Origin of the sequence: Dokdonia sp. R78006 (assembly GCF_042466145.1) — a bacterium.
Classification (GTDB): domain Bacteria; phylum Bacteroidota; class Bacteroidia; order Flavobacteriales; family Flavobacteriaceae; genus Dokdonia.
In genome coordinates this window covers 1,540,511-1,562,129 of sequence record NZ_JAXHBU010000001.1, presented here as the reverse complement: position 1 = coordinate 1,562,129, position 21,619 = coordinate 1,540,511, and the positions used below count along the sequence as shown (strand labels likewise).

General features: G+C 37.7%; 12 protein-coding genes. 3 read left to right on the top strand and 9 right to left on the bottom strand.

From position 1 onward, the window contains the following. Positions 1–118: 118 nt before the first annotated feature. Complete coding sequence (locus SJY37_RS06975; RefSeq protein WP_035334657.1) at positions 119–637, top strand: hypothetical protein; 519 nt, start codon at positions 119–121, stop codon at positions 635–637. Positions 638–702: 65 nt separating this feature from the next. Here SJY37_RS06975 and SJY37_RS06970 read toward each other — a convergent pair whose 3' ends face one another. The 6 genes from SJY37_RS06970 to SJY37_RS06945 form a co-directional block, all read right to left on the bottom strand. Further along, positions 703–1,710 carry an App1 family protein gene (locus tag SJY37_RS06970; protein WP_379952925.1) on the bottom strand — a complete coding sequence of 336 codons (1,008 nt, stop codon included), beginning with the start codon at positions 1,708–1,710 and terminating at the stop codon, positions 703–705. 148 nt (positions 1,711–1,858) lie between these two features. Next, positions 1,859–2,386 (bottom strand): peroxiredoxin-like family protein, encoded by a 528-nt coding sequence (locus SJY37_RS06965; protein ID WP_298330255.1) that lies wholly within the window; start codon positions 2,384–2,386, stop codon positions 1,859–1,861. A gap of 166 nt (positions 2,387–2,552) precedes the next feature. Next, entirely contained in the window at positions 2,553–4,979 is a 2,427-nt protein-coding gene (locus SJY37_RS06960; RefSeq protein WP_379952924.1) for a sodium-translocating pyrophosphatase, read from the bottom strand. Between the two features lie 141 nt (positions 4,980–5,120). Further along, the gene (locus SJY37_RS06955) at positions 5,121–5,648 is read right to left on the bottom strand and encodes an inorganic diphosphatase (RefSeq protein WP_298330261.1); all 528 of its coding nucleotides are present in this window, start codon (positions 5,646–5,648) and stop codon (positions 5,121–5,123) included. A 252-nt stretch (positions 5,649–5,900) separates the two neighbouring features. After that, positions 5,901–8,444, bottom strand: coding sequence for a DUF5686 family protein (locus SJY37_RS06950; RefSeq protein WP_379952923.1), 2,544 nt, complete (start codon positions 8,442–8,444; stop codon positions 5,901–5,903). 173 nt (positions 8,445–8,617) lie between these two features. Then, on the bottom strand, positions 8,618–9,595 hold the full coding sequence (locus tag SJY37_RS06945) for a pyruvate dehydrogenase complex E1 component subunit beta (protein ID WP_339849177.1): 978 nt from the start codon (positions 9,593–9,595) through the stop codon (positions 8,618–8,620). Between the two features lie 251 nt (positions 9,596–9,846). Here SJY37_RS06945 and SJY37_RS06940 point away from each other — a divergent pair, with 251 nt between their 5' ends. Both SJY37_RS06940 and SJY37_RS06935 read left to right on the top strand, forming a co-directional pair. Then, entirely contained in the window at positions 9,847–10,587 is a 741-nt protein-coding gene (locus SJY37_RS06940; RefSeq protein ID WP_339849175.1) for an electron transfer flavoprotein subunit beta/FixA family protein, read from the top strand. An 81-nt stretch (positions 10,588–10,668) separates the two neighbouring features. Beyond that, positions 10,669–11,631 carry an electron transfer flavoprotein subunit alpha/FixB family protein gene (locus SJY37_RS06935; protein WP_379952922.1) on the top strand — a complete coding sequence of 321 codons (963 nt, stop codon included), beginning with the start codon at positions 10,669–10,671 and terminating at the stop codon, positions 11,629–11,631. Positions 11,632–11,709: 78 nt separating this feature from the next. On the opposite strand, the gene SJY37_RS06930 is transcribed toward SJY37_RS06935, so the two are convergent. From SJY37_RS06930 to SJY37_RS06920, 3 genes are all read right to left on the bottom strand, one after another. Then, entirely contained in the window at positions 11,710–12,630 is a 921-nt protein-coding gene (locus SJY37_RS06930; RefSeq protein ID WP_379952921.1) for a type IX secretion system membrane protein PorP/SprF, read from the bottom strand. Positions 12,631–12,641: 11 nt separating this feature from the next. After that, positions 12,642–20,957, bottom strand: a complete 8,316-nt coding sequence (locus SJY37_RS06925) for a gliding motility-associated C-terminal domain-containing protein (protein ID WP_379952920.1) — start codon at positions 20,955–20,957, stop codon at positions 12,642–12,644. A 431-nt stretch (positions 20,958–21,388) separates the two neighbouring features. Next, entirely contained in the window at positions 21,389–21,535 is a 147-nt protein-coding gene (locus tag SJY37_RS06920; RefSeq protein WP_298330279.1) for a hypothetical protein, read from the bottom strand. Between the last annotated feature and the right edge of the window lie 84 nt (positions 21,536–21,619).

The following is a 21,619-nucleotide window of genomic DNA, read 5'->3' as shown; positions in this document are numbered from 1 at the left end:
TACTACTTGCTTAATTTCAGCTATTTACACATAGAAATGTATTTCTTTACATCTGTAAAAAGCTTTTCTAATTGAATAAAATACTCTAGTTTTGCGCCTTGAAAAACTAACAAATATTATGAAAAATCTTAAATTTATTTTAGTCCTTGCTATTTCTGTAATGGCTATTTCTTGTGGTAATGATGATGACGGTACACCAGCAGGACCTACGCTTACTCCAGCACTTCTTGAAGGAACATATAACTTCACATTTTTTGAAAGTGAGGAGGTAATAGAACAGCAAGTAACAGGAGGGACGGCTACGACAACTATCACTGAGGTAGGTGACACCTTTGGATCATCAAACATCGTTTTTAACGCAAACGGAACTTACACTACTAGCTTCCAATACCGTTTAACAACAACTACTCAATTAGAAAACAACGACCCAGTAGAAGAAACTGAAATTATTGTCGATTCTGATACAGGTAGTTATACTGTAAACGATACAGATCAAACAATAACTTTTGACGGTGGTAACACAGGAGATGTGACTTTATTTAACAATAGCCAATTGAGAATAGAATTTATGGATGTAGACGTAAGTACAGATAGAACATCTACAACAAATCAAGAATTTCGTTTTGAAAGACAGTAGTCACAAAGCAACTTAATAATACACAAAAACGGCTACTTGATTCAAGTAGCCGTTTTTTTATGCTTTTACGATATAAGTCCTATTGATCTTGCGTGCTCCTCTGCAAAGGAGCTTTTTTCTACTAGTACAGCAGGAGTAGTCTCATACTGACTCAAAACACTTTTTACTCTAAGCACCTTTTTCTTGTGCTTTACACTACGTAAATACACAGCTATTATTTGCTCTGGGTATTCCTTAGCCACTTCTAGATAAATATCTACATCATGCTCTCCACTATCACCTATAAGTACAAACTTAAGCTTAGGATAAGCATTTAGTATATTTCTAATCTCATGCTGCTTATGAGGTTTTTCTGGTTTTGGTGTTTTTTCAAAAGGACCGCGTAAATCTCTCAATAATATAGGCCCTTTAGGAAACTTTTGATTCCTTACAAAAGACTCGAGGTAACTATATAAATTCCATGGACTGTTACTCACGTAAAACATAGGATTTGCATCTTGTCCAGATTTCCCTCCGTGTAATTTTCTATAAAGTTGTGGCGCTCCCTCCAGCGAAGTGCGCTTCCCTACATTTTTAAAGAATGTATTTATAATCACTCTCCACTTAAGCAATGAGGCAACACCTGTGTGCAAGATGGTATCATCTATATCACTTATCACCCCGTAAGAAGCTGTCTCTGCCGGTATGAGCATCTCAATAGGGAATCTATTGTCTCCTAACACGGTAATTCCCTTTTGCACATCGTCAAAACTAATCACCATTTGCAGCCAACCTTCATCATTTGTTAGTGCTCCTAGCCCATCAACCTTTTCATCAATTTTAAAATATCCCTCAGCATCTGTAGTAGTGTAAAATGATCTATTATTTGGCAGTGTTACCTTTAATTTTGTGTGTCTTAACTCATCACTAGCAAATTGCTTGTACGCATTTTTTAGTGCAGAAAGAAAGCTGGTTTTCTTGAGATCTACTCCCTCGTGCTCGAGGGCTCTGCCTATTAAATATAAATGATTTGATGATCCGTACGACTGGTAGCCATCTATTTGTATAGGATCGGACTTTGATGAAAAAAACATAGTTTGGTGGTTTTTATTAAAATTACGCTTTCGTACTTCGACAGGTTCAGTATAAACTTCAGCAAACTGAAAGCGCAAATTAAACAGCTCATAAAAAAGGCGTACGCATAAGATGGTACGCCTTCTACAGAATGTGGCTTAGTATGTACTATAATGATGTAATATCTTTTACCTCTCCTCTTGCAGGGTAGTCCTTTTTCATAATAAAATCAATCCCTCCTAAAAGATCGTCAAACTGTGGTCTTGCAAACGGCATAGATTGCACTGATGAGAAGAAAAGTGTACCATCTGGCTTTATTAAAAACAGTCCAGGCTCTGTAAAGTAGTCTGGCTCCTTATCTGAAATTGCTTTAGAAATATACAGCCCGTACTCTCTAGCTTTTTCTAATGATAAGTTATAACCAATAGGAAGTGATGGAACGTCCCAATCTTCTCCTGCTATTTTTGCACGCTTTTCTGTATCTCCACTTATCGCAACTACATTAATTCCTCGCTCTGTAAATTTATCTAGTTGTGACGCTAGATCCTCAAGCTGTGCTTTACATACAGGGCAATGCAAGCCTCTATAAAAAATAATGAGCGTAAAATTTTCTGAATTTTGCTCACTCAATTTCCAATTAGTATCATTTATTAAAGGCACTTCTAGCGAAGGCACTTTAGTTTTAGGTAGTATCATAATCTTGTTTTTTATAAAAATACCCGAGATGAAGGTTAAAGTATATTAATATGACAATAAAGGTTTGTTAAGAAATCACATTACACACACCATTATACCTCCATACCAATTAGTTATAAAAAAAGCGAGCCTAATTGGCTCGCTTTAGTTTTGAATTACTTGAATGTTAGTTTATTATTTCCTTTTCATAATCATCCATTTGCTGTTTAACCTGAGCTTCTGTACCCATAAATTCCTTTTTGGTCGTACTCACCTCCCCATTATCATCCGTAATAATGGTGACCGTTCCTACAAATTGTCCATTTTGTTCTGCCATGGAGAAGCGAACTTCTTTTTTTACTTCCCTAGATTCTTTTATCCGACCATCTTGAGTAATCTCAATAACGGCACCATCCGGAGCAGTGATTGCGAGTCCCTCGTCACCATGACTACCTAATATGGGAGCAATCACTAAACCTATTAAACATGTAAGTTTTATTAATATATTCATAGAAGGTCCAGATGTATCTTTGAAAGGATCTCCTACCGTATCACCAGTTACCGCAGCCTTATGTGCATCTGAGCCTTTAAAAGTCATCTCACCATTTATTTCTACTCCTGCTTCAAATGATTTTTTTGCGTTATCCCATGCGCCTCCAGCATTGTTTTGGAATATTGCCCATAACACGCCACTTACGGTTACTCCCGCCATATATCCTCCTAGCATCTCTGCAATCGCTTTATGCTCCATCCCAAATAACATAGGTAAAAAAGCTATTACTAATGGAAAACCTATAGTAAGTACTCCAGGAAGCATCATTTCCTTGAGTGACGCTTTTGTAGAAATAGCCACACATTTATCATACTCAGGTTTTCCAGTACCTTCCATGATACCCGGAATCTCTCTAAACTGTCTGCGTACTTCCTCCACCATTTCCATGGCTGCTTTACCCACCGCATTCATGGCAAGGGCAGAGAATACTACGGGTACCATACCACCCACAAATAACATTGCAAGAACAGGTGCTTTAAAAATATTAATACCATCTATATCTGTAAAAGTTACATAGGCCGCAAAAAGCGCTAGTGAAGTTAATGCTGCAGATGCTATTGCAAACCCTTTACCTGTAGCCGCCGTTGTATTACCCACAGAGTCTAAAACATCTGTTCGCTCACGTACAATAGGCTCTTGCTCACTCATCTCTGCAATCCCTCCGGCGTTATCAGATATAGGTCCAAAGGCATCTATTGCTAGTTGCATTGCCGTCGTTGCCATCATCGCAGAAGCTGCTAGTGCTACTCCATAAAATCCTGCAAATGCATATGACGCCCAGATGGCAGCTGCAAATAGCAGTACGGAAGGAAACGTAGAAATCATTCCTGTTGCAAGACCTGCAATGATATTTGTACCTGCCCCAGTGCTTGATTGTTGCACTATCTTAAGGATAGGTGACTTACCTAACCCTGTGTAATACTCCGTCACAGATGATATCACCGCTCCTACAACTAATCCTACGATTGTTGCATAAAAGACACGCATAGATGAGATCTCTTGAATTCCTTCTCCAAAAAATTCCATTTGCATAGTTTCAGGTAGCATCCACTTACAAAGTGCAAAACACGCAATAGCAACGAGCACTATAGAAGTCCAGTTACCTATGTTGAGCGCACCCATGACCTCAGACTCCTTTGCATCGTTACTTTTAATTTTCACCAGCATGGTACCTATAATAGAAATGATGATTCCTACACCTGCAATTGCCATAGGTAATAAAATAGGACCTATTCCTCCGAAGGCATCTGTAATGCTTCCGCCCATATCTTTTATCACATAATTACCAAGAACCATTGCCGCAAGCACTGTAGCAACATAAGAACCAAATAAATCTGCTCCCATACCGGCAACATCTCCTACGTTATCTCCCACATTATCTGCTATAGTCGCTGGATTACGTGGGTCATCTTCTGGTATACCTGCTTCGACTTTACCTACAAGATCTGCACCTACATCTGCCGCTTTGGTATAAATACCTCCACCTACACGCGCAAATAAAGCGATAGACTCAGCTCCCAGTGAGAAGCCTGCTAACGTTTCAAGAACTACCGTCATATCTGTCGTGTTAGTCCACACGCCACCCATGAAGAAGTGAAAGAAAAAGATAAAGAAAGCCGTAAGACCCAATACTGCCAATCCTGCAACTCCTAGTCCCATCACAGTACCTCCACCAAAGGAGATTTTAAGTGCATTAGGTAAACTAGTTCTTGCAGCCTGCGTAGTACGCACGTTTGTTTTTGTGGCTATTTTCATCCCTATATTTCCTGCAAAAGCAGAAAAAACTGCACCACATATAAATGCGATTACAATGAGCCAGTGTGTAGTGGGAACTACAAATGATACAATTGCAAGTAAGACACTTACAATAATTACAAAAATGGTGAGCAGCTTGTATTCTGCATTAAGAAAGGCAAGCGCACCTTCGTAGATGTGATCAGAAATCTCTTTCATCTTACCGTCTCCGGCGTCTTGTTTCATTACCCAAGATTTTTTTACGAGCATGTAGATCAACCCGAGTAATGCTAGTGCGATAGGCACATAAATCATTATTGATTCCATATATTATTAGGTGTTTTTATAAGGGATTCTTAAATAAATCCTTAAAATATTTAACAACTACTAATGTAGGAAATAAGATAGAACAAAAAAAGCAGCCTAAAGGCTGCTTTTTTTGACTAATTCTTTATTATGAAAAAGTATCTATTTGATAGTAACTTCTTCTACAGGAACATCAGATTCTTCGTAACGTTCGATACATTTTTGAATAATTGCTTTCGCTTCATGAACATCTCCCCATCCACCTACGTCTACTTTCTTATCTTCAAGATCTTTATATACTTGAAAGAAGTGCTCAATCTCTTTTATTAAGTGTGGGTTACAGTCAGAAAGATCTGTAAGCTTACTAGCAGAAGGATCACTTACTGGGACACAGATTACTTTTTCATCTGGTCCTTTTTCATCTGCCATGTGGAATACTCCGATAGGCTTTACTTCAATCACACAACCTGGAAAAGTAGGCTCTGTAACTAATACTAATACATCAAGAGGATCACCATCTAGCGCAAGAGTTTCTGGAATAAAACCATAATCTGCTGGGTACATCATGGAAGAGAAAATCATACGATCGTAACGCATTCTCTTTAATTTAAAATCGTACTCATACTTGTTACGGCTTCCCTTAGGAATCTCTACTAATACGTCAAATGTTGTTACTTTATCTGCTGTCATAATATATTATATTTCAAATCTCTCGTATTTAAATACATGAGAAATGTGTCAATTAGTTCACAATTTCCTAAGCTTACACTTTATTAAACAACTGCATAACAACCATTTACTTTAAAACATATTTCTTAAGGCGTGCAAAAATACGCTGAAATAGCGATTTAGCCAAATTATGATGCGTTAAGATTAGGTTATGGCTTCAAAAAAGACATGCTTTTAAAAATGCTAACAAGCTATCCCACAAGAAGTATCCCGTTAAAAATAAAACCCAAAACTTCCTGTCACTCCTATCTTCCTCGCATCTGGAACAGAATTATAATTTCCTCTAAAGTTAAGGTCAATACGGAACACCTTAAAAATGTTACCCACTCCTACACTATACTCATAATATGGCTCTACAGATGGAGCTACCATGCTCGGAGTTATTGCAGTAATAGGTTGTCCTTCTTCAAATAGTAAACTCTCAAACGCTGGACGGTTTAAGTCTATATTCCCTTGAGAGATATTTCCTATCACACCTCGCACGCTTACAATCTCACGTAGATTCAAATTTTTGAGTAATGGAATACGATTAAAAATACGGCCTCCAAAGTTATGTTCTAGCTGTAATGAGGCATACTCATCTGTTGTAAACTCATAAAAGTTAAGCTGGCTAAAGGTATTAAAGATTGAAAACAGCGACTGGTTACCCGGTACTGGGCTTAATAACGCTAGTGGCACCTCATCAAATGTTTTACCTATTTCTGTAGAGGCGGTTAATGTACCAAGACCTCCTATACGGATTGCCTTCCTTGCAGAAAACTGTACTTTATCATAAGCAAAGTCGCTATCAAGTGTCCCTTCTAGGCCACGCGTGTAGCTCGCATAAAAACTAGGGAACCACTCATTAGTTACTCTACGCTCCACTCCAAACCCTGAAGTTTTCTTTCCTGGCTCCCAGATAGTGGTTAAGACAACTTCTGCTTGTTTCAACTCTCCTGTAGTGGCAGTTTGCGTGTTATCTGTAAAATAATCTAGGCTAAAGGTTTCTGAAGCCGACTCTAAAGTTCTCACAGAAAAGTCTGCTCTTACTTGGAGGTTACGCACGATCTCTACTTCTGCTGCAATATTTGCTAGTTTGATAGAGGTAAGCTTATCATTGGTCGCTGTATTTACTAGCGAGGATGATGCTAGATTTCTTCCTAGCACGTCTCTAGAAGTAGTAAGACTCGCTCCTATCTGCTCCACGTCTTGTCTATATCCACCAGAGACAATAAACCTACTTTTCTTATCTAGCAGCCATTTTCCTGAGATTCCAAATTTTCCTTTTTTGTCCTTAAATCCGTAGGCTAAAAATCCTTCTAATCTCCATGGATCATTCTGTGAGAAATAAGTTCTTCCTCCCGTGCGCACACGTAATCCCTCTACCTCATTAAACCCAAAGGTTGAGAATATAGGACCGTAATCAAAGTTTAGACTTGGGATTTCATAGTATCCAGATGCAAGAATAGAACCTAGGTTATAAAGATTTTTAAATTTCTTTACCGTTTTTAAGGTGTCAAGCATCTTATAAACTCCTAGCTCATCTTTACTAAGTGCCTCTTTTCTATTTTCTTGCCAGAACTCATCACTACGATTAAAAACATCTTTATCATAATTATACACCTGTCTGTCGTAAAAGTCCTTTTCTAGCTTATTATCAAAGTTGTGATTATCATATAACGTAGTACGCTTACCGTACATACCTCTGGACTCCTCTTTTTCGCGCAAAGCGAAATCAGATAAAAAGTAATCTCTTGAAAGTAAGAAGGTGCTATCATTTACGATATCAAATTCTTGCTCCATGTAAATCTCTTTTACCCAGTTTACATTTGCACTTTTAGAAAGCTGCATATTGATTTCCTTAATAGCCCATGTAGAGTCATTAACCCAGAAATCTCCTTTAAAGGTTAGTTCGTTTTTACGTCTAGGGTAGTAAATAATGTTGTAGCACCACTTATTATTGATGTAAGCACTATCTGCAAGTACATAGTTATAGGTTTGGATACCTGTACGAGAAATTGGACTTGTAAAACTCTTGTCAAAAAACTGTAGGTAGTTATCATAGATATCATAATCACTGTATAAACTTTTTACAAAACCTATGATCGTTTGATTCTCACTAAAACCACTATTCTTGTTCCCCTCTAGAATCTCCTTTTCCTTATTAATCTCATTATCCCCATATACTTTTGAAAATGCTTCGTTTACAAAAATAGGTAGGTAAGTTTTTCCAGTAATTCGGCTTGTGTCTGTTTGCTCAAAGATGAACTCCATCCCTCTAAAGATGCGGCTATTGATAAGCGAACTATCAATAGTGTTAAGATCAAACTCTAGCTTTTCATACTTATCATAAGCATACTGCTTGTACTGTCTCAATCCGTTCTGACGCTTGTTTGCCCATATTTTACGTAGTATATCTACCGCTGGGTTATTTTTCTTATCTGTTTTTCCTGTAAATATGACTACCTCGTCTAATGCTCCTGCCTCCTCTTCTAGCGTTACTTTCATCTCATAATTCACCTTCTCACTTAGGTCAATTATCTTATTTGAAAAACCTATAAAAGAAAATCGCACTTGATCCCAGGTCTGGTCAGACTCTAGATAAAAACGTCCATCTTCATTAGTTATCGTACCCTCGTTAGACCCTACAAATATGACATTTACAAAAGGTAGACCGTTACCATCTGCGTCAAAAATCTCACCACTCACCTTGGTTTGACCAAATAAACTTGCTACACAAAACACGCTAGCAATAATGAGAAAAAAATTATATTTCATACTAAATAATCTGTGAGGATAGCCTTTCAACTGGGGACACCATCGGTTTATAATTGTGTAATATCAATTCTTTGACAGTACATCTACCACAACCTTACTCAAGGATGTAATAAATTAAAAAATCCCTTCCGGTTATGAAAGGGATTAAATCTCATTCCGCTTTCGCGAAAATATTATTTATACATCACCTTTCTAACCGCATTTACCACGTCGTCGCTGTTAGGCAACCACTCTTTAAGTAATACTGGTGAGTAAGGCGCAGGTGTATCTGCTGTATTTATACGTTGTATAGGAGCATCTAAATGATCAAAACAATGCGCTTGTACTTGATATGTAATTTCTGTTGAAACATTCCCAAAAGGCCAAGCCTCTTCAAGAATCACAAGTCTGTTTGTTTTTCTTACAGACTCAAAAATAGCTTCTTTATCTAAAGGTCTTACCGTACGTAAATCAATAATCTCACAAGAAATCCCTTCCTCTGCAAGTTGATCTGCCGCTTTGTAAGCTTCCTTAATAATCTTTCCAAAAGAAACGATAGTTACATCTTTCCCTTCACGCTTAATATCTGCAACACCTATTGGCAATACATATTCTCCATCAGGCACTTCTCCTTTATCACCATACATCTGCTCAGACTCCATGAAAATCACAGGATCGTTATCACGTATTGCTGCTTTTAAAAGTCCTTTTGCATCATAAGGATTAGATGGCACTACTACTTTAAGACCTGGCGTATTTGCAAACCAGTTTTCAAAAGCTTGAGAGTGTGTTGCTCCTAGTTGCCCTGCAGATCCTGTAGGACCACGGAAAACTATAGGACAAGGAAACTGACCACCAGACATTTGTCTGATTTTGGCAGCGTTGTTTATAATTTGATCAATACCTACTAATGAGAAGTTGAAGGTCATGTACTCAATAATAGGTCGTAATCCTGTCATTGTGCTACCTACACCTATTCCTCCAAAACCAAGCTCTGCAATAGGAGTATCAATAACTCTATCTGCTCCAAACTCGTCTAGCATTCCTTTTGAGGCTTTATAAGCTCCATTATATTCTGCTACCTCTTCACCCATTAAATAAACAGATTCATCACGGCGCATTTCTTCGCTCATTGCCTCACAAATGGCTTCTCTAAACTGGATTGTTCTCATAGTATATAAACCGCTCTGGCGGAAATTTAATCAAGGCTTCTCATAACACTGAAAATTACCTTCTTAATATTGTCTTCTTTTAACAATCACAAAAATAAGCAATTCCAAAACCTCAATAAATTACATTTTTGTAAAATTTTACTATGCACGCACAGTAAATTATACTTTTTTATGTTATTTTTGTTACGAAAACGAAATAGTTTAGGATTACGCTTTCGCGAAAGCGTACCTTTATATAAAATATAAATTCTATGAAAATATTAGTGTGCATCAGTCACGTACCTGATACGACATCAAAAATTAACTTCACAGACGGAGATACAAAATTTGATACTAACGGTGTTCAATTTGTAATCAACCCAAACGATGAGTTTGGATTGACACGTGCTATGTGGTTTAAAGAAAAACAAGGAGCCTCTGTAGACGTGATTAACGTAGGAGGACCAGAAACAGAACCTACATTGCGTAAAGCACTTGCAATAGGAGCAGATACTGCAATCCGTGTGAATGTGGAAGCAAAAGATGGTTTTCAAGTAGCAAAGGAACTTGCAAAAGTTGTTCAAGATGGAGGGTATGACCTAGTAATTGCAGGTCGTGAATCTATTGATTACAACGGCGGTATGGTACCTGGAATGCTTGCTGGACTTACAGGAGCAAACTTTGTAAATACATGTATCTCACTAGATGTAGACGGGACAACTGCTACTGCTACTAGAGAAATAGATGGCGGAAAAGAAACTGTAAAGACTTCGCTTCCTCTTGTAATAGGAGGTCAAAAAGGTCTTGTAGAAGAAAGCGACCTACGTATTCCTAACATGAGAGGAATCATGATGGCACGTAAAAAGCCTTTAAACGTAGTAGAACCTTCTGGCGCTGAAACCGAAACAAATGCTGTTTCTTTTGAAAAGCCTGCACCTAAAGGAGCTGTTAAACTTGTAGAAACAGTAGACGAGTTAATCGACCTGTTACACAACGAAGCAAAAGCTATCTAATTTACGTAGGTAACTTTTTAATCTAATAATAATACCGAATAGTTGAACCACGTGTTCGCCTCTTTGGAAATTCTTATAAATATGTCAGTTTTAGTATATACAGAATCAGAAAACGGAGTGTTTAAGAAAGCTTCTTTAGAAGTTGCTTCTTATGCAAAAGGAATTGCAGATATGATGGGAACATCTGTAACTGCAGTTGCCGTAAATGGTGGAGATACTGCACCATTAGGAACTTACGGAGTAGATAAAGTTCTTAACATAAAAGACGCGAAGCTAGATGCATTTAATGCTGCAGCTTACGCAAAAGGAATCGCAGCCGCTGCAAAGACAGAAGGTGCTCAAGTAGTAGTACTTACACAGAGTGCAAATGCTAAGTATCTTGCACCTCTTCTAGCGGTAGCGCTAGAGGCAGGATATGCATCAAATGTAGTATCACTCCCAGAAAGTGCTTCTCCATTTACAGTAAAGCGTACAGCTTTTACAAACAAGGCTTTTAGCCACACAGAAATAACTACAGCAATAAAAATTGTAGGACTTGGGCAAAACGCTTATGGTCTTAAAGAAGCTTCTGGAGCAGCAGCAACAGAAGACTTTTCTCCAGAGCTTGGAGATTTTGGTGTAGAAGTACAGTCTGTAGATAAAGCAACAGATAAAGTATCTATTGCAGATGCAGAGATTGTTGTTTCGGCAGGTCGTGGTCTTAAAGGACCAGAAAACTGGGGAATGATAGAAGAAATGGCAGATATTCTTGGAGCAGCAACAGCTTGTTCTAAGCCTGTGTCAGATCTAGGATGGAGACCTCATGGTGAGCACGTAGGACAAACTGGTAAGCCAGTAGCGTCTAACTTGTATATCGCTATAGGTATCTCTGGAGCTATACAGCACCTTGCAGGGATTAACTCTTCTAAAGTAAAAGTAGTAATCAACAACGATCCAGAAGCTCCTTTCTTTAAGGCTGCAGATTATGGAATCGTAGGAGATGCTTTTGAAGTTGTTCCAGAACTTAATGAGAAATTAAGAGCATTTAAAGCTGCAAATTCTTAAGAAAAAATTTCCGTATTAACGAATAAAGAAAAAGCGCCTTTTATGCAAAAGGCGCTTTTTTTTATTTGATGTTTTGTCCTAATATAGATCTGCACATCTACAGTTATCTCTAAACTTTAGATTATAAGTAAGTAGTAATTCATGAGATCCAAAAGAGTAACTAGACAAGGCCGAAGTATTGTACTCATAAGCATAACCGATACTAAACTCATCTGTTATATTAAACGACCCTATAGCTCCTAATGCATCTTTATGTCTATAGGTGGCACCAAGCCAAAATCTATCCTCTAAGAGCGCATTAAGCGTCACATCTACAGATACTGGAGCACCATTTGTCATTTTAACCATAAAAGTAGGCTTTAAAGTCAACCACGGACTAACTTCGTGTACAATACCTCCATTTACAAAATAGTTTACTCTTTCTAATGAACTATAAAAAGGACTTTTATTTCTATCGTGATTTTTAAGGCGAGGTATAGCAAAACCCAAATACCATGATTCTCCATCAAGAAATACACCTGCTCCTACGTTAAAATTCCAACTATTTAATTTATCATTAAAAAAGACATCTTGAATAATTTCAGGATCACTAAGTAGATCTTGATCTATATTATAATGGCTTGTTCCTGCTTTTAAACCAAATGATAATAATGTAGTATACGAGGTTCTAATAGTATATGAAAGATCTGCATAAATGTGTGCAGAGTTTTCGTATCCCAGCTTATCATTAACGAATGAGATACCTCCTCCTAAGTTTTTTTCTGAGATAGGTGCGTGTATGGATGCAAACTGAGTAACAGGAGCACCTTTTACACCAACCCACTGACTCCTATGTAAAGCCATTATATTAATAGTCTCCTTAGTTCCTGCATAAGCAGGATTAACAACTATTGTGTTGTACATATACTGGCTAAACTGCGGAAGTTGTTGCCCATATGACTTTCCTAACCCTAAAAGGAGTAGAAAACTAATCATTATAAGCTTTAAATTGAGTTTCATTTTCTTTTATATTATTCTGATCCTAAATAAATGTAGCCTTGTATAGGTGACAAGTCACTATTATTTAAAGAAACGATATAGTAATATGTCCCAGAAGGAAGCCTATTTGCATTTCCAAATGACGCATTTGGCGACTCTCCGCTCCAGTTATTCTCATAATTTTGTGCTTCATACACCAGATTACCCCATCTATTAAAAATTTGTACGTCAATCGAAAAATTACAATCGCCTTGATATATTAGAGCTACTTCAAAGAAATCATTATTGCCATCAAAATTAGGAGTAACGACTTTAGAGATTTTTACATTTTCTTTACTGCTACAATCAGGAGGGACTATACAGCCATCATTAATTGACACATTAAAGATTTGAGTCAAGCTACAATCTCCACTTATAATCTCATAAACAAGAGAGTATTCACCTAAAGGAGTTTGAGAAGGTTGTATTGCTCCATTCTCAATAATAAATTCTTCAGGAATCGTCCAAGTTCCATTTGTATTAGAAATCAAGGAATCTAAAAGAATACCAGTATCTTCAATACAATATGATAAGTTTGAAAACTCGATTTCATCTTCATTAGACACATTAATCAATTGAGTGGTTACTAGTCCATTTCCACACAAATCTTCGACCTCCCATGTTCTTATTATGGTATAATTATCCGGGTTTGCAGACTGATCTGATGTCTCACTATAATTAACATTCACTTTCCCACCACAGTTATCTTCAAAAATTAATTCCGGAACACTTGGTATATCACCACAAAGCACATCAACAATAGGTTCATAATCAGAAATTAGTACTGGTGCTATTTCATCGTTAACAAAAATGAGCTGAACAACCTCCAAAAAATTACCACAAGCGTCAGTCACAAGATAAGTACGCTCGATAGTCTCTCCACAAGTATTCCCATCAGAAACATCACCCTCAAATGTAACTGTAGGAGTACTACAATTATCGGCAGCATCTGTCACCACACTAATATCGGGCACAGGAACTTCTTCAATACATGAGAATTCCATAGAATCCGGATCTGAGGCTGTAGGCGCTATTGTATCATTAATAATGATACGCTGAGTGACAACTTTAGAATTATTACAAGCGTCCGATACAAGATAAGTACGCTCGATAGTCTCGCCACAAGAATTACCATCAGAAACATCTTCAATAAAAGAAACGGTAGGAGTACTGCAATTATCGGCAGCATCTGTCACCACACTAATATCAGGCATAGGAACTTCTGCTGCACAAGAAACTTCAATAAGAGCTGGATCTGAAGCTGTAGGTGCTATTGTATCATTAATAATGATACGCTGAGTGACAACTAGAGAATTATTACAAGCGTCAGATACAAGATAAGTACGCTCGATAGTCTCCCCACAAGGATTACCATCAGAAACATCTTCAATAAAAGAAACGGTAGGAGCGCTACAATTATCGGCAGCATCCGTCACCACACTAATATCAGGCATTGGAACTTCTGCTGCACAGGAAACTTCAATAAGAGCTGGATCTGAAGCTGTAGGCGCTATTGTATCATTAATAATGATACGCTGAGTGACAACTAGAGAATTATTACAAGCGTCAGATACAAGATAAGTACGCTCGATAGTCTCGCCACAAGAATTACCACCAGAAACATCTTCAATAAAAGAAACGGTAGGAGCACTACAATTATCAGCAGCATCTGTCACCACACTAATATCAGGCATAGGAATTTCTGCTGCACAGGAAACTTCAATAAGAGCTGGGTCTGAGGCTGTAGGTTGTATTGTATCATTAATAATGATACGCTGAGTGACAACTAGAGAATTATTACAAGCGTCAGATACAAGATAAGTACGCTCGATAGTCTCGCCACAAGAATTACCATCAGAAACATCTTCAATAAAAGAAACGGTAGGAGCACTACAATTATCGGCAGCATCTGTCACCACACTAATATCAGGCATAGGAACTTCTGCTGCACAGGAAACTTCAATAAAAGCTGGGTCTGAGGCTGTAGGCGCTATTGTATCATTAATAATGATACGCTGAGTGACAACTAGAGAATTATTACAAGCGTCAGATACAAGATAAGTACGCTCGATAGTCTCGCCACAAGAATTACCATCAGAAACATCTTCAATAAAAGAAACGGTAGGAGTACTGCAATTATCGGCAGCATCCGTCACCATACTAATATCAGGCATAGGAACATCTGAAGCACAAGAAACCTCGATGGGTGCAGGATTTGATGCCGTAGGGTTAATCTCATCATTTATAATAATAAGCTGAGTTACTTCAATTGAATTATCACAAGCATCGGTTACACTATAAGTTCTCGTTATGGTTTCTCCACAAGTATTGCCATCTGAGACATCACCCTCGAAATTTACAGTGGGAGCACTACAATTATCCGCAGCATCTGTTACGACAGTAACATCAGGCATAGGAATATCTTCTATACAGGCAACCTGAATAGGAGCTGGATTTGAGGCTGTAGGATCAACCTCGTCGTTAATCGTAATTTGTTGAGTAACAATTATGGTATTATCACAAGCATCGGTTACACTATAGGTTCGCATAATTACCTCCGCACAATTAGCATTATCAGAATTATCTTCTACAAAAGCTACTACGGGAGTGCTACAATTATCTGCAGCATCTGTTACGACAGTAGCATCAGGCACAGGAATATCTTCTATACATGAAACCTGAATAGGAGCTGGATTTGAGGCTGTAGGATTAATTATATCGTTTATAATAATTTGCTGAGTAACAATTATTGAATTATCACAAGCATCGGTGACGCTATAAGTTCTCGTTATAGTCTCTCCACAAGTATTGCCATCAGAAACATCTTCAACAAACTCCACCACGGGAACACTACAATTATCAGCCTCATCTATTACAACAGCAATATTAGGTACAGGAACGTCTGCAACACAAGAAACCTCGATGGGTGCAGGATTTGATGCTGTAGGGTCTATTATATCGTTTATAATAATTTGCTGAGTAACAATTATTGAATTATCACAAGCATCGGTTACACTGTAAGTTCGCGTTATAGTCTCTCCACAAATATTACCATCAGAAACATCTTCAACAAAAGCTACCACAGGAACACTACAGTTATCAGCCTCATCTATTACAACAGCAATATTAGGAGTCGGAACATCTGCAATACAAGATACCTCAATAGGAGCTGGATTTGATGCCGTAGGGTTAATCTCATCATTTATAATAATAAGCTGAGTTACTTCAATTGAATTATCACAAGCATCGGTTACACTATAAGTTCTCGTTATGGTCTCTCCACAATTATTTCCATCTGAGACATCACCCTCGAAATTTACAGTGGGAGCACTACAATTATCCGCAGCATCTGTTACGACAGTAACATCAGGCATAGGAATATCTTCTATACAGGCAACCTGAATAGGAGCTGGATTTGAGGCTGTAGGATCAACCTCGTCGTTGATCGTAATTTGTTGAGTAACAATTATGGTATTATCACAAGCATCGGTTACACTATAGGTTCGCATAATTACCTCCGCACAATTAGCATTATCAGAATTATCTTCTACAAAAGCTACTACGGGAGTGCTACAATTATCTGCAGCATCTGTTACGACAGTAGCATCAGGCACAGGAATATCTTCTATACATGAAACCTGAATAGGAGCTGGATTTGAGGCTGTAGGATTAATTATATCGTTTATAATAATTTGCTGAGTAACAATTATTGAATTATCACAAGCATCGGTGACGCTGTAAGTTCGCGTTATGGTCTCTCCACAAATATTACCATCAGAAACATCTTCAACAAACTCCACCACGGGAACACTACAATTATCAGCCTCATCTATTACAACAGCAATATTAGGTACAGGAACATCTGCAACACAAGAAACCTCGATGGGTGCAGGATTTGATGCTGTAGGGTCTATTATATCGTTTATAATAATTTGCTGAATAACAATTATTGAATTATCACAAGCATCGGTTACACTGTAAGTTCGCGTTATAGTCTCTCCACAAGTATTTCCATCAGAAACATCTTCAACAAAAGCTACCACAGGAACACTACAGTTATCAGCCTCATCTATTACAACAGCAATATTAGGAGTCGGAACATCTGCAATACAAGAAACCTCAATAGGAGCTGGATTTGATGCTGTAGGATCAATTGTATCATTTATAACAATAAGCTGAGTCACTTCAATAGAATTATTACAAGCGTCGGTTACACTGTACGTACGTGTTATAGTCTCTCCACAAGTATTTCCATCAGATTCATCTTTAACAAACGCTACAAAGGGAACACTGCAGTTATCAGCTTCATCAATCACAACAGCAATATTAGGTGTAGGAACATCTTCAATACAAGAAACCTCAATGAGTGCAGGATTTGATGCCGTAGGATCAATATTGTCATTTACAACAATGTTCTGAGTGACGTTGATAAAGTTTCCACATCTATCGGTAACACGGTAGGTTCTTACTACATTCTGATTACAATCATTATTCGACACTTCTGACACAAAGGTCACTGTAGGCACCCCACAATTATCGGCCTCATCGACTACTACATTTACATCTACTAGAGGTACATCTGCAATACATGAAACCTCGATATTAGGGGGATTTGAAGCAGTAGGCAAATCGTTATCCACAACAGAGATTGTATGTTCAACAGTAATAAAATTACCACATCCATCAGTTATGCTATAGGTTCTAACCACAGTTTCAAAACAATCAATACTAATAACTTCTGAAACAAAAGCGACAACAGGACTACTGCAATTGTCATTTGCATCAGTCACTACCGATATATCAACAGGGGGAATATCATCGTTACAACCAACAATAGTAGTAGATGGGTTTGAAGCCGTGGGTAAAATTGTATCTGAACCTCCACAAGCAAATGCACAATTAGTAACAGAACAATCTGCATTTAAAACGCTTATCACCTGAGTAAAAACACTTTGATTTCCACAGTTATCTGCAACTGTCCATGTTCGAGTTATTTCATAATCATCTATACCATTAACATTTGTATCTTCCTCATTAAAAGAAATCATCAAGTCAACAGAACAATTATCAATAAAATCCAAGGTTGGTACTTCAGGGATACTATTACAGTTTACTGTAAGAGTTTCATCAAATGGTGTATTTAATAATGGAGCTTCCATATCATCAAAAATCAGCTCCTGTTCCACGTCTACATAATTTCCACAGAAATCAGTCACACGATACGTTCTTGTTATTACCTGAGGGCAGGTACCATTGGAAAAATCAGACACAAAAGAAACTGTAGGAGTACCACAATTATCTAAGGCATCTATAACTACAGTACCATCTGGAGATGGAATTCCCGCATCACAAGAAACAATAATAGGCGCAGGATTTGAGGCTGTAGGATCAATTGTATCATTTATAACAATAAGCTGAGTTACTTCAATTGAGTTATTACAAGCGTCGGTTACACTATAAGTTCTCGTTATGATCTCTCCACAAGTATTACCATCTGAGACATCACTCTCAAAATTTACCGTAGGAGCACTACAATTATCTGCAGCATCTGATACGACAGTAACATCAGGCAAAGGAACATCTTCTATACATGAAACCTCAATAGGAGCTGGATTTGATGCCGTAGGATTAACCTCGTCGTTGATAGTAATTTGTTGAGTAACAATTATGGTGTTATCACAAGCATCCGTCACACTATAAGTTCGTATAATTACCTCCGCACAATTAGCATTATCAGAATTATCTTCTACAAAAGCTACTACAGGAGTGCTACAATTATCTGCAGCATCTGTTACGACAGTAACATCAGGCATAGGAATATCTGCAGCACACGACACTTCAATAGGAGCAGGATTTGAGGCTGTAGGATTAATTGTATCGTTTATAATAATTTGCTGAATAACAATTATTGAATTATCACAAGCATCAGTTACACTATAAGTTCGAATTATCGTCTCTCCACAAGTATTTCCATCAGAAACATCTTCAATAAATTCTACCACAGGAACATTACAATTATCTGTAGCATCTGTTACAACAGCAACATCAGGCAAAGGAACATCCCCAACACATGAAACCTCAATAGGAGCAGGATTTGAAGCTGTAGGATCTATTGTATCGTTTATAATAATTTGCTGAGTAACAATTATTGAATTATCACAAGCATCGGTTACACTGTAAGTTCGAGTTATAGTCTCTCCACAAGTCTTACCATCAGAAACATCTTCAACAAATTCCACAACGGGAACACTACAATTATCATCCTCATCTATTACAACAGCAATATTAGGAGTCGGAACATCTGCAATACAAGAAACCTCGATGGGCGCAGGATTTGATGCCGTAGGGTCAATTGTATCGTTTATAATAATTTGCTGAGTAACAACTATTGAATTATCACAAGCATCGGTTACACTGTAAGTTCGTGTTATAGTCTCTCCACAAGTATTTCCATCAGAAACATCTTCAACAAAAGCTACAACGGGAACACTACAGTTATCAGCCTCGTCTATTACAACAGCGATATTAGGCGTAGGTATATCTTCAACACATGAAACCTCAATAGGAGCAGGATTTGACGCTGTAGGATCAACTGTATCATTTACAACAATAAGCTGGATAACTGCAATAGAATTATTACAAGCGTCGGTCACACTGTAAGTTCGTGTAATGGTCTCTCCACAAGTATTACCATCAGAGACATCCCCTTCGTGATTCACCGTAGGAACGCTACAATTATCTGCAGCATCTGTTACAACAGCAACATCTGGCAAAGGAACATCCTCAATACACAAAACCTCAATAGAGGCAGGGTTTGAGGCCGTAGGATTAATCTCATCATTAATAATTATTTGTTGAGTAACGTCAAAGGTATTACCACAAGCATCCGTTACCACATAAGTTCTCGTAATTACTTCTGCACAAGTAGCATTGTCAGAAACATCATTAACATAAGTCACCGTTACATCACTACAATTATCTGCGGCATCTGTTACGACAGCAATATCAGGCATAGGGACATCTGCTGTACATGAAACCATAATATCCGGAAGATTTGAAGCAGTAGGTAAGGTCGTATCCTGTATCGTAATCAACTGCGTATCGCTTGCGGTAGCCCCACAACCATCTGTAACAGTAAACAATCTAGAAATCACAAGAGGACAAGTACCTGATAGCGTATCTATATAATCTATCTGAACTATAGAAACATCATCACTTACAGCTCCTCCCCCAAGAATAAATTGAGCTTCGGCTAGTATGGTGCTAGATACTGCATATGGAAAGGCTCCTGTAACATCATCAGTCGCACAACCTTCAATAACTATATTTGGTGGAGCAGTAATAATTGGCGGTGCAGTATCATCAATCCCTATAATGACATTATCACTGGAAACACACCCATTTGTATCAGTAACGGTTACAGTATAAACACCACTTGATAGGCCTGTGGCTGTTTGCGTGGTCTGTACAGGCACCGTATCCCAAGAATAAATATAGGGCATTTCGCCACCTGAAACAGTAGCAGTAGCAGTTCCATCACTTGCTCCTGGACATGACTCATTTGTAAAATCGTCTATAGAGACGTCTATTAATTCCGGAAAATTCACAATTGTCTGCTCAAAGGAATCTGTGTTTTCTGCATCAAAAACTGCTAATGAAACAGTAAATGGACCAGAATTTGGGAATACATGAGTAGGAGTTTCTTCAGCACTTGTGGTTCCATCTCCAAAATCCCATAAATATGTATAAGGCGGCAATCCTCCCGAAGTTGTTGACTCAAAATCTATTGTATAATCTCCTGAACAGTTTACAGAAAAATCATAGTTTGCTATAAGTGGCGCAAGAACCGTTATAACCTCTTCATTATAACAACTCGCATTTGTGCAATCACAATCCCGACTTCCATTAGGCTGCCATGACACGTAAAAATCTTCCATGGTAATTTCTGAACCACATGTCCAAGAAAATTGATAAGTATTCAAACTTACATTTACCGGTATTGGAGTATTTTCAAAATAACATTGGTCAATAGTATCTACAAAAAGACCATCTATGTATAAATTGAAGTGAACGTACATGGAGTATCTCGATGCAGCAGTATTTGCCGTAAAATTGATCCATAGGTTTGCATTAACAGGATCACCTGGTTCACAATACCCAGGTCCAAAAGGAATTCCATCCTCACCTGCTAAATAAAAATCATCTAGTGTAAAGTCATTTGATGTACAAGGAGATCCCTCACAGACAACAGTTTGACCGTAAACACCACTAAATAGTATAATGAATAATAGAGATAATACGTACTTCAATGTTTGATGTTATTTAGAACAAGGTTAAGCGAGGCAATTTAACAAAATTTTAAGGGGTCAATATTGCATCAAACTAATTAGATTACCAATATGCACCTTATCGAATATTTACAACTCTTAATCGCATTTTTGCCGCTATTTTCTAAACTTCCGACCTATAAAATAATCTGTACGACCTGCGATGTTAAAAACGTATCGTTTGGTGAATCCTAATTTTGAACCAACAACTTGACATGAAGCACGCTAATTAAAGCTTAAACTCATCTAAATTTCTAAAGAAAACTATTCAGCAGCTTACAACTGGAAGCAGAACATAAACCAGTAACATCATTACCTATTAAAATGTTTAAATAACTATTTCAATTCAGCAAATAGCATAACAACATATAGCTGTAATCTCTTAAAAAAGCTCTGCTGGTAATAGTAGTTTTTTACGCTTTCGCGAAAGCGGTACCACCCTCCATCATAAATGAGCAGAAATTGCCATTTGTAAGCATCTCGACCGTGACGAACAAAGTGCTAATGACAATGCTAGCAGCATCTTCAATAAGAAAGCGGGTATTTATGAAGTAAAACACGGCTAATTAATCAAGAAAACCATCGATTTATTGTCTAAAAAAAGGCTTATCTTATAACGACAAAGCAGCAATCAATCGAAACAA

Bases quoted from the DNA above. Each gene is read 5' to 3' on its own strand.
- SJY37_RS06935 (WP_379952922.1), top strand. From the start codon at position 10,669: ATGTCAGTTTTAGTATATACAGAATCAGAAAACGGAGTGTTTAAGAAA.
- SJY37_RS06950 (WP_379952923.1), bottom strand. From the start codon at position 8,444: ATGAAATATAATTTTTTTCTCATTATTGCTAGCGTGTTTTGTGTAGCA.
- SJY37_RS06940 (WP_339849175.1), top strand. From the start codon at position 9,847: ATGAAAATATTAGTGTGCATCAGTCACGTACCTGATACGACATCAAAA.
- SJY37_RS06960 (WP_379952924.1), bottom strand. From the start codon at position 4,979: ATGGAATCAATAATGATTTATGTGCCTATCGCACTAGCATTACTCGGG.
- SJY37_RS06970 (WP_379952925.1), bottom strand. From the start codon at position 1,710: ATGTTTTTTTCATCAAAGTCCGATCCTATACAAATAGATGGCTACCAG.
- SJY37_RS06965 (WP_298330255.1), bottom strand. From the start codon at position 2,386: ATGATACTACCTAAAACTAAAGTGCCTTCGCTAGAAGTGCCTTTAATA.
- SJY37_RS06945 (WP_339849177.1), bottom strand. From the start codon at position 9,595: ATGAGAACAATCCAGTTTAGAGAAGCCATTTGTGAGGCAATGAGCGAA.
- SJY37_RS06930 (WP_379952921.1), bottom strand. From the start codon at position 12,630: ATGAAACTCAATTTAAAGCTTATAATGATTAGTTTTCTACTCCTTTTA.
- SJY37_RS06955 (WP_298330261.1), bottom strand. From the start codon at position 5,648: ATGACAGCAGATAAAGTAACAACATTTGACGTATTAGTAGAGATTCCT.
- SJY37_RS06975 (WP_035334657.1), top strand. From the start codon at position 119: ATGAAAAATCTTAAATTTATTTTAGTCCTTGCTATTTCTGTAATGGCT.